The sequence below is a fragment of the Streptomyces sp. NPDC005485 genome, from assembly GCF_040606085.1.
Classification (GTDB): Bacteria; Actinomycetota; Actinomycetes; order Streptomycetales; family Streptomycetaceae; genus Streptomyces.
In genome coordinates this window covers 1-9,807 of sequence record NZ_JBEXDZ010000241.1, presented here as the reverse complement: position 1 = coordinate 9,807, position 9,807 = coordinate 1, and the positions used below count along the sequence as shown (strand labels likewise).

The following is a 9,807-nucleotide window of genomic DNA, read 5'->3' as shown; positions in this document are numbered from 1 at the left end:
CGGCGGGTGACGGAACCAGTGCTGCGCGCGAAGACCTGGAGCGGGGACACCTTCGAGGACCCCTCCGAGGAGGCCCTTTTCGACCTGCTCAGCGAGATGAACCTGAGGCACCGCTTCGTGATCGTGGATCGTCTCGACAGGGAGCCGATGGACCAGCACTACATTCAGGTCTACCTCAACGACGACATGAGCTGCCGGGTGGAGTATCGCGAAGGCGGCGCCGACCGGCACTTCCAGGCCCTGGTGCCGGGCCCCTTCGACATGTCGGGACACGAGATCGTTGCCGGCGTACTGAACGACTGGGCTCATGACCGGCCGCGATGGCGGCAGGCACTGCCGTGGGTCCCCTGGGCCCCGACGGACTGACCGGGCCACCGCGCGTTCGCCGGACTCGAACCGGATGAGCTCGCCCGGGCCCGGGCGGGTCTGTCCTGTTCCGGTCTGTTCCGGTGAGCGGAATGATCAACGGGCGGGGAAGACCGTACCGTTGAGCAGTGGACCTTGTTCGAGAAGAGTTGTTCCGGCCCCTGGTGGCGTTGCTGTCCGAGCACCCGGCGGACCGCCCGGCGTTCACGGACTCCCACCGCACGATGACCTACGGGGAGATCCTGCTCGCCAGCGGGCAGCACGCCGCAGGACTGGGTGTGGGCCGGGGCGAGCGGGTGCTCATCCATGTGGGCAGTCGTGTGGAGTTCGTCGTCCACGCCCTCGCGGTAGTTCGCTCGGCGGCTGTCGGAGTGCCGGTGAGTGTGCGCTCGACCGAGGCGGAACTCGCCTACTACGCCGACGATTCCGGGGCGACGCTGTTCATCACCGAGGCCCGGCACGCGGCGATGGCGGAGCGGCTGCGCGAGCGACGGCCACAGCTGCGCGTGCTGATCGTCGAGGACGGCCCGACCGCCGTGTCCGGCCCGCCACGTGACGACCTCGGTATCGACGAGCCGGCCTGGCTGCTCTACACCTCCGGCACCACCGGCCCGCAGAAGGCGGTGGTGACCACCCAGCGCGCGATGCTCTGGTCGGCGGCCGCCTGCTACGGCCCCATGCTCGGACTGTCCGAACAGGACACGATCGTCTGGCCGTTGCCGCTGCACCACTGCTTCGCACTGTCGTTCGCGGTCGTCGGCACGGTGGCGATCGGCGCGCATACGAGGATCGTCGACGGTGATCCGACGGCGTCACTCGCCGAGCATCCCGGCTGCGTCCTTGCCGGCGTACCCGCCACCTATCTCCAACTCGTCCACCAGGCACCGGACGTGGATGTCCCGCCACGGTTGTGCGTCACGGCGGGCGCGCCCTGCACCGCGGCGACGCGCGCCGCGGTCCTGGAACTGTTCGGCACGCCGCTGCTCGACTGCTACGGCGCCACCGAGACCAGCGGAAAGATCGCCGTCCAACTGCCGGGCGAGACAGGCCTGACACCCGTGCACGGAGTCGAAGTCCGGGTCGTGGACGGCGAGATCCTGGTCCGCACACCGGGACTCATGCTCGGCTACCACGGGCAGCCCGCCTCCTCGGCCGACGACGGCTGGTACCGGACCGGCGACGCGGGACGGCTCGACGACGGTCGGCTCACCGTCGCCGGCCGACTCGACGACGTGATCATCTGCGGCGGCCAGAACGTCCACCCGCTGGAGGTGGAAGCCGTGGTCGCGGAGTCGCCCTCGGTGCGCGACGTACTCGTGGTCGGCCGGCCCGACGAACTGGCCGGCGAGGTCCCGGTGGCGTTCGTCGTACCGGAAGCGGACGGCTACGAGCCCGAGGAGCTGCGCCGGCTGTGCCTGCGCCGGCTCAGCCTGTACAAGGTGCCGGTGGAATTCCGGCAGGTCGAGACGATTCCCCGTACGTCCTCGGGAAAGCCCCTGCGCAGATCGATGGCGGAACAGGCGGCCGGGCGAAGCGAGTTGAGCCGGGCGGCGCTGGAGGACCTCGTACGCGAGGAGATCGCTGCGCTGTGCGACGACCATGGCCATGGCGTCGGTGAGGGCGGGGGCGAGGTCGATGACGGCGGTGACAGGTGGCGCGATCGCGCCTTCACGGACCTGGGCCTGTCGTCCCTGGGCGGCGTGCAGTTGCGACGCCGGATCGCCGTACGCACCGGCCTCGCCCTGCCGCACTCGCTCGTGTACGACTTTCCGACCCCCGGTGAACTGATCGGCGCGCTCGCCCGGATGATGTCAGAGCCCGTACCCGAGCCCGTACTCGAAGCGCGGGCGCCGCGCCCGCCCGCCCCCGAGCCGATCGCCATCGTGGCGATGGCGTGCCGGTACCCGGGTGGTGTCGGGTCGCCGGACGATCTCTGGCGGCTGGTCTCCGACGGTGTCGACGCGACGGGGGATTTCCCTGCCGACCGGGGCTGGGACCTGGACAACCTGTACGACCCCGACCCGGACCGGATCGGCGGCTCCACGACCCGGCGTGGCGGCTTCCTGTACGACGCGGCCGACTTCGACGCCGGGATGTTCCGCATCTCGCCGAGCGAGGCACTCGCCACCGACCCACAGCAGCGCCTGCTGCTGGAGACGTCCTGGGAACTCTTCGAACGCGCGGGTATCGACACCACGACACTGCGCGGCACGGGCGCGGACTCAGGTACTGGGGCCGGCAGCGGCGCGGGTGTGTTCATCGGTGTCATGAACGAGGACTACGCGAGCCGGTTCGAGTCGCATGAGCTGGAAGGGCGGCTGGGCATCGGGTCGTCGCACGCCGTCGCGTCCGGGCGGATCTCCTACACGTTCGGTCTCACCGGCCCCGCCGTCACCGTCGACACCGCCTGCTCGTCGTCGTTGGTCGCCCTGCACTGGGCGGCGAAGGCACTGCGCACGGGTGAATGCTCTCTCGCGGTGGCCGGTGGCGCGACGGTGATGTCCACGCCGAGGACCTTCCTGGCGTTCAGCAGGCAGCGCGGCCTGTCGCCGGACGGCCGCTGCCGGTCGTACGCGGCGGACGCCGACGGCACCGCCTGGTCGGAGGGGGTCGGGCTGGTACTGCTGGAACGGCTCGGCGACGCCCGTCGCAACGGTCACCCGGTGCTCGCGGTGCTGCGCGGTTCGGCGATGAACGCCGACGGCGCGTCCAACGGGCTCACCGCGCCCAGCGGACGCGCGCAGCGCGAGGTGATCCGATCGGCGCTCGCGGATGCCGGCTTGTCCCCGGCGGACGTCGACGCCGTCGACGGACACGGAACGGCCACGCCGCTGGGTGACCCGATCGAGGCGGAAGCGCTGCTGGCGACCTACGGCCAGGGCCGGGACCAGGACCGGCCGCTGTGGCTCGGATCGGTGAAGTCCAACCTCGGGCACACCCAGGCGGCGGCGGGCGTGGCCGGCGTGATCAAAATGGTCGAGGCGATGCGGCACGGCCAGTTGCCGCCCTCGCTGCACGCCGACAAGCCGAGCCCGCGCATCGACTGGTCGGCCGGCCGGGTGGCACTCCTCGCGACGGGCCAGCCGTGGCCCGCGTCCGACCGGACGCGACGCGCGGCCGTCTCCTCGTTCGGGATCGGCGGCACCAACGCACACGTGATCATCGAGGAGGCCCCGCCCGAGGACCCGGACCCGCGCCGTGCGTTCCTCGCCCCGCCCTGGCTGCTCAGCGGCGCCGACGGCCCCGCCCTGCGGGCCGTTGCCGCCGCGCTCCTCGAGGCGCCGGACGACATCGATGTCGGCTACACGCTGGCGGCGGGGCGTACGGCACTCGGTCACCGGGCGATGGTCGCGGCCGGCGACCGAGCCGCCCTGCGTGCGCTGGCGGCCGGTGAACGCGCCGGGGCGGTGGTGCCGGCCGACGCGCGCCTCGCGTTCCTGTTCAGCGGTCAGGGTGCCCAACGGGCGGGAATGGGGAAGCAGTTGGCGCAGGCGTTCCCCGTGTTCGCCGAAGCCTTCGACCAGGCGTGTCAGGCGCTCGGCGGTCCGGTGCGTGAGCTGGTCTTCGGCGGCGAACCGCTGGATCGCACCGACCACGCGCAGGCCGCCCTGTTCGCGTTCGAAGTCGCGCTGTACCGGCTGCTGGAGTCCTGGGACATGCGGCCGGACGTGCTCGTCGGGCATTCGATCGGTGAGATCGCCGCCGCGCACGTCTCCGGAGTGCTGTCGCTGGACGATGCGGCGACGCTCGTCGCCGCCCGCGGGCGGTTGATGGCGGAGCTGCCCGCCGGCGGCGTCATGATCGCGGTGACGGCCACCGAGGCCGAGGTCGCGCCGCTGGTGGCCGAGGCCGCCGACCGGGTCTCGATCGCGGCGGTCAACGGCACGCACGCCGTGGTGGTGTCCGGCGAGGCGGCCGCGGCGATCGCCATCACCGAACGGTTCGGCCGCAGCACCCCGCTGCGCGTCAGCCACGCGTTCCACTCGCCGCTGATGGAACCCATGCTCGACGCATTCCGCGAAGTCGCCGAGAGCCTGACCTACCGGCACCCCGAGATCCCGTTGGTGTGCGGGCTGACGGGCAGGGTCTCCGAGGAGATGTGCTCGGCCGAGTACTGGGTACGGCACGCACGGCACACCGTGCGCTTCGCCGACGCGCTGTCCACCCTCGCCGAATCCGGCGTGACCACCTGCCTTGAGGTCGGCCCGGACGCCGTGCTCAGCCGCGCCGCGACCGGAATGCTTCCGCATCCCGAGGGCCTTCCCGCAGCGGTGCCGGCGACGCGCGCCGGTCACGACGAGGTCGAAACGCTGCTCGCGGCGGTCGGCGCCGTGCACACCGCCGGGATCTCCGTCGACTGGCGATCCGTGTTCGCGGGCAGCGGCGCCCGGCTGTTCCCGCTGCCCACCTATCCCTTCCAGCGCAGCCGTTACTGGCTCGATCCACCGCAGCCGGGCGGCAGCGGTCTCGGCCACGCCCTGCTCGGACCCGCCCTCGTCGCCCCCGACTCGCCGCGGATCGTGCACGGTGGCGCGATCGCCGTCCGAGCCCACGGCTGGCTGGCCGACCATGTCGTCGGCGACTCGGCCCTGGTCCCCGCGACGGCGTTCGTCGACATCGCGTTGCACGCCGGTACGGGAGCCGGTGTCGACGAGCTGACCATCGAGGCGCCGTTGCGGCTGGCCCCCAACGACAACACCCAACTCCAGGTGGTCGTCGACGGGCAGCGCATCGACGTCTACGCCAAGCAGCGAGGGGCCGAGCAGTGGACGCGGCACGCGTCGGGCCGGTTGCGGCCGTGCGATCCGGCCTGAGCGATACCGCGGCGAGTGGCCGCCCGCCAATGCCGCACAAATCGATGTGGCACAGCGCTACGACACCTTCGCGTACGGGCCCGCCTTCCGTGCGGTGACCGCCCTGTGGAGCCGGGGCGACGAAGTGTTCGCCGAAGTCGCTCTGCCCGACGGCGTCGCCGGCAGGTTCGGGCTGCACCCCGTGCTGCTCGACGCGGCCGTCCACGCGGCCGCGCTGGCCGAAGGGCCGGCCGGCGGGGCACGGGTGCCCTTCGTGTGGAACGGCGTCGAGCTGCATGCACCGGGCGCCAGAAGCGCACGGATCCGGTGTGTGCGCACCGGTCCCGACACCATCGGCGTCGACATCTTCGACGACACCGGCGAGCCGGTCGCCACGGTGGCCTCGATGTTCACCAGGCCGATGGCACCGCAGGACACCATGCTCTTCCGCCCGCAATGGATCCCGGTAGCGGCCGTACCGGCCACCGGCGAGACGACGATCGTCAAGATCGCCGGGGACCGGAGCGTCGACGAAGACGGAGTCGATGTCCGGTCCCTGACGACACGCGCGCTGCAAGCACTGCACACCTGGCAAGGGCAAGGGCAAGAACAGGGGCAGGTATCCGGCGGCCGACTCGTCGTCGTCACCAGGAACGCCACCACCCCCGACCCGGACCTCGCGGCCGCCGCCGTGGCCGGCCTGGTGAGCGCCGCCGCCGCCGAACACCCGGAGCGGATCACTCTGGTCGACCTGGACGCCGACCTTCCGGCGGAGCGCGTGCTGGACCTCGTAGGCGGCAACCCCGAACCACAACTGGCCATCCGGGACGGCGTACCGCACGCCCTGCGGATCCGGCGTGCGGCGCCGAGCGACACCCGGCCCATCGACCCGGCCGGGACCGTCCTGATCACCGGCGGAACCGGAGCGCTCGGCGCTCTGCTCGCCCGGCATCTCGTCCACGAGCACGGCATCCGACACCTCCTCCTGGTCAGTCGGCGCGGCCCGGCGGCGCCGAACGCGGAGCACCTGCGGACGGAGCTGTCCGAACTGGGCGCCGACGTGCGGATCCTCGCCGCCGACGTGGCCGACCGCTCCGCGGTGCAGGGGCTGATCGCAGCGTGCGACCCGCCCCTGACGGCGGTCGTGCACACCGCGGCCGTGCTCGACGACGGCGTGCTCGCCACCCAGACACCGGCCCGCCTGGACACCGTACTGAGGCCCAAGGCCGATGCGGCCTGGGTGCTGCACGAGGCCACCGCGCACCTTCCGTTGTCGGCGTTCGTGCTCTACTCCTCCGTCGCCGGCATCTTCGGCAAGGCAGGACAGGCCAACTACGGTGCGGCCAACCGGTTCCTGGACGCGCTGGCCGGTCATCGCCGTGCGCTCGGACTGCCGGCGGTGTCACTGGCCTGGGGGTTGTGGGAGCCGGGCGGAGGTCTCGGCGAGCAGATCTCCGACCTCGCCAGGCGGCGCATCAACGCGTCCGGCATCGCCGGTCTCAGCGCGGAACAGGGACTCGCACTGTTCGACGCCGCGCTCGGCTCGGCCGAACCGGTGCTGGTGCCCGTCCTGTTCGACCCGACCGCGGCAGCGCTGCCGCCGATCGTCGGCGGCCTCGTACGCAACCACCTGGCGCCGACCCGGCAGAGCTGGCCCGCGCAGATGTCGGAACCGGAGCTGCGCGACCTGCTGCGGGCCGAGGTCGCCGCCGTGCTCGGCCAACCGGACCCGGCGGCGCTGCCCGACGACAAACCGTTCACCGACCTCGGCTTCGACTCGCTGGCCGTGATCCAGGTCCGCAACCGACTCGACCAGCTCACCGGGCTCGACCTGTCGGCGAGGCTTCTGTTCGACAAGCCGACGGTCGGCGAACTCGCCGCTCATCTTCACGACGCGTTGTTCGGCCGGGAGAACTGAGCGGTACAAGCGACCGGTTCCGATGGCTGGTTCGGGACTCCCGGACCGGCCATCCGAGCGCTACGACGCGCACCGCGTCCGGGGTACCTGGACGCCGGCCCGCTCCCGGTGATGGACTGCGAGGCACGATCGAGGGATGCGACGAGGTACCGGCCATGAACGACACCAGGACGCCCCGCCCGCGCGCCCAGGTGCGCGAGCGCCTCGACACATGACTGCCCCACCGGCCGCCGACGAGAGCGAGAGCGCGGGCGCCGCGGCGGCCCGCCTCACCGGGCGCCCCGTGACGGGCGAGCGCCCACTGTCCGGGACTCTCGCCGAAGTCACCCTGGACGGCGGTCGGTCGGTGATGGTCAAGCGCGGTGACGACCCCGGTGCGGTGCGGGCCGAGGTGGCAGGACTTCGCTGGCTGGCCGACGCCGGCACGGTCCGGGTTCCTGCGGTGCACGGCCATGACGGGCGCTGGCTCGTGATCGACCGGGTCCCACCCGGCCGAGCGAGCGCCCGGGCGGCGGCGCGGTTCGGACACGACCTGGCAGCCCTGCACGCCACGGGCGCACCCGCGTTCGGTGCCCCGCCACCCGGCGGCACGGAGGACGCGTACATCGGACGCGCTCGCATGCGCAACGTCCCCGTCCGCACGGACTGGCCGACCTGGTACGCCGAGCATCGGGTACTGCCCTACCTGCGTCGGGCGGTGGACGGCGGCACGGTGCGCCACGCCGAGGCCGCCGTGGTCGAGCGCGTCTGCGAGCGACTGCCGGAGCTGGCGGGCCCCGCGGAGCCGCCCGCCCGGCTGCACGGCGACCTGTGGAACGGCAACGTGCTGTGGGGCGCAGACGGGCATACCTGGCTGATCGACCCGGCCGCGCACGGCGGGCACCGGGAGACCGACCTGGCGATGCTTCAACTGTTCGGGTGCCCGCACCTGGAGGCGGTACGGGACGGCTACCAGGACGCGGCGCCGCTCGCCGACGGCTGGCCGGACCGCATCGGAGTGCACCAGCTCTTCCCGCTGCTGGTGCACGCCGTGCTGTTCGGCCGCGGCTACGCCGAACAGGCCGTCGCGGCGGCCCGGTCGGCCCTGGCGGGGTGACCCGCCGCGCAGGAAGCCGGTGCGGTCGATGCCCGACCGAGTCTTCACAGGGACACCGGCCCGCGTCAGCATCTTTCTGGGTCCGGGCATCCACCCGGATCCGATCCCGCGGATCGCCCGACAGCTTCACCGTCGTCGTTTCAGGAGGCCCCGTGCCCGAACCGTCCGTCCTCGCCGCTCTGGTGTCCGCGTTGCGGGGTGGGGCCATCGAAGTCGTCGACCTCACGTCCCCGCTGTCGTCGTCCACCCCGGTGATTCAACTGCCCGCCGACTTCGGCCAGACCGCGGTGTTCGAACTGGAGGAGATCAGCAGGTACGACGACCGGGGTCCGGCCTGGTACTGGAACAACTTCCGCAGCGGTGAGCACACCGGCACCCACTTCGACGCACCGAACCACTGGGTCACCGGGAAGGACCTCGCCGATGTCGCGTCGGTACCGGCGCGCCGGCTGATCGCACCGGCGGTCGTGCTGGACTTCACCGCCGAGGCCGAGCAGGACCCCGATTTCCTGGTCGAGGTGGACCATGTGAAGGCGTGGGAGGCGGCGAACGGGCCGCTGCCCGACGGCGGTTGGCTGCTGCTGCGCACGGGCTGGGACGCCCGCTCGGACACGCAGGAGGAGTTCCTCAACGCCGACGAGAACGGCCCGCACACACCCGGTCTGTCCGCGGAATGCGCCCGCTGGGTGGCAGAGGAGTCGCCGGTGCTCGGCCTCGGTGTCGAGACCGTGGGCACCGACGCCGGAGGGGCGCACGCGTTCGACCCGGTCTTCCCGTGTCACTCCTACCTCATGGGCAGCGACAAGTACGGGCTGACCCAGTTGCGGAACCTGGCCGCGTTGCCGGCGACCGGGTCGGTCGTCATCGCGGGACCGCTGCCCATCGTCACGGGATCGGGGTCCCCGGCGCGGGTGCTCGCTCTGGTGGAGCGCTCATGAAGCTCCCTGACATCCGCAAGGACCTGAAGCTTCTGAAGGTCCGCTCATGAAGGTCGCCGAAGCCGTCGGCCGGGCCTTGCATGCCGCCGGCGTCGACCACGTGTTCGGCGTGGTGGGTTCGGGCAACTTCCATCTGGCCAACGCCATGGTCGCGGCCGGCGCACGGTTCGTCGCCGCGCGCCACGAGGGCGGCGCGGCGACGATGGCCGACGCCTACGCCCGCACCAGCGGCAAAGTGGCCGCGCTGAGCGTGCATCAGGGACCCGGTCTGACCAATGCCGTCACCGGCGTCGCCGAGGCGGCCAAGAGCCGTACGCCGCTCCTCGTGCTGGCTGCCGAGGTGACCCGGCCCACGTCCAATTTCTACGTCGACCAGGACGCGCTGGCCCACGCGGTGGGCGCCGTCACGGCGCGCGTGACCTCGGCGGAGAACGCCGTCGAGCAGGCCTGCGCCGCAGTCGGACGGGCCCTGCACGAACGCCGCACCGTGCTGCTCAACATGCCCCTCGAAGTGCAGGCCCTGGAGGTCCCGGACGATGCGTCGGCCCTGGTGGAACCCCCGCCCGAGCGGGCCGCGGTCGAGCCGACGGCGGCCGACGTGGCGGCGTTGGCGCAGGTCCTGGAGCGCTCCCGGCGGCCGGTCTTCGTGGCCGGCCGGGGATCCCGCGGGCCGGGCTGCCGCGCGGCCCTCACGGC

General features: G+C 72.3%; 6 protein-coding genes. All 6 read left to right on the top strand.

Annotated elements, in window-relative coordinates; translation table 11 throughout:
- Window positions 1-366 (top strand): hypothetical protein (locus ABZS97_RS41770; RefSeq protein WP_356148293.1); only part of this gene is annotated, 366 nt, incomplete at its 5' end.
- 128 nt (window positions 367-494) lie between these two features.
- The gene (locus ABZS97_RS41765; protein ID WP_356148290.1) at window positions 495-5,180 is read left to right on the top strand and encodes a beta-ketoacyl synthase N-terminal-like domain-containing protein; all 4,686 of its coding nucleotides are present in this window, start codon (window positions 495-497) and stop codon (window positions 5,178-5,180) included.
- Window positions 5,181-5,226: 46 nt separating this feature from the next.
- Window positions 5,227-7,077, top strand: a complete 1,851-nt coding sequence (locus ABZS97_RS41760) for a type I polyketide synthase (protein ID WP_356148287.1) — start codon at window positions 5,227-5,229, stop codon at window positions 7,075-7,077.
- Window positions 7,078-7,288: 211 nt separating this feature from the next.
- Window positions 7,289-8,173: a fructosamine kinase family protein gene (locus ABZS97_RS41755; RefSeq protein ID WP_356148284.1), complete on the top strand. Its 885-nt coding sequence runs from the start codon at window positions 7,289-7,291 to the stop codon at window positions 8,171-8,173.
- Window positions 8,174-8,325: 152 nt separating this feature from the next.
- Entirely contained in the window at window positions 8,326-9,111 is a 786-nt protein-coding gene (locus ABZS97_RS41750) for a cyclase family protein (RefSeq protein ID WP_356148281.1), read from the top strand.
- A 46-nt stretch (window positions 9,112-9,157) separates the two neighbouring features.
- Window positions 9,158-9,807: thiamine pyrophosphate-binding protein (locus ABZS97_RS41745; RefSeq protein ID WP_356148278.1), on the top strand; the 650-nt coding region annotated here is incomplete at its 3' end.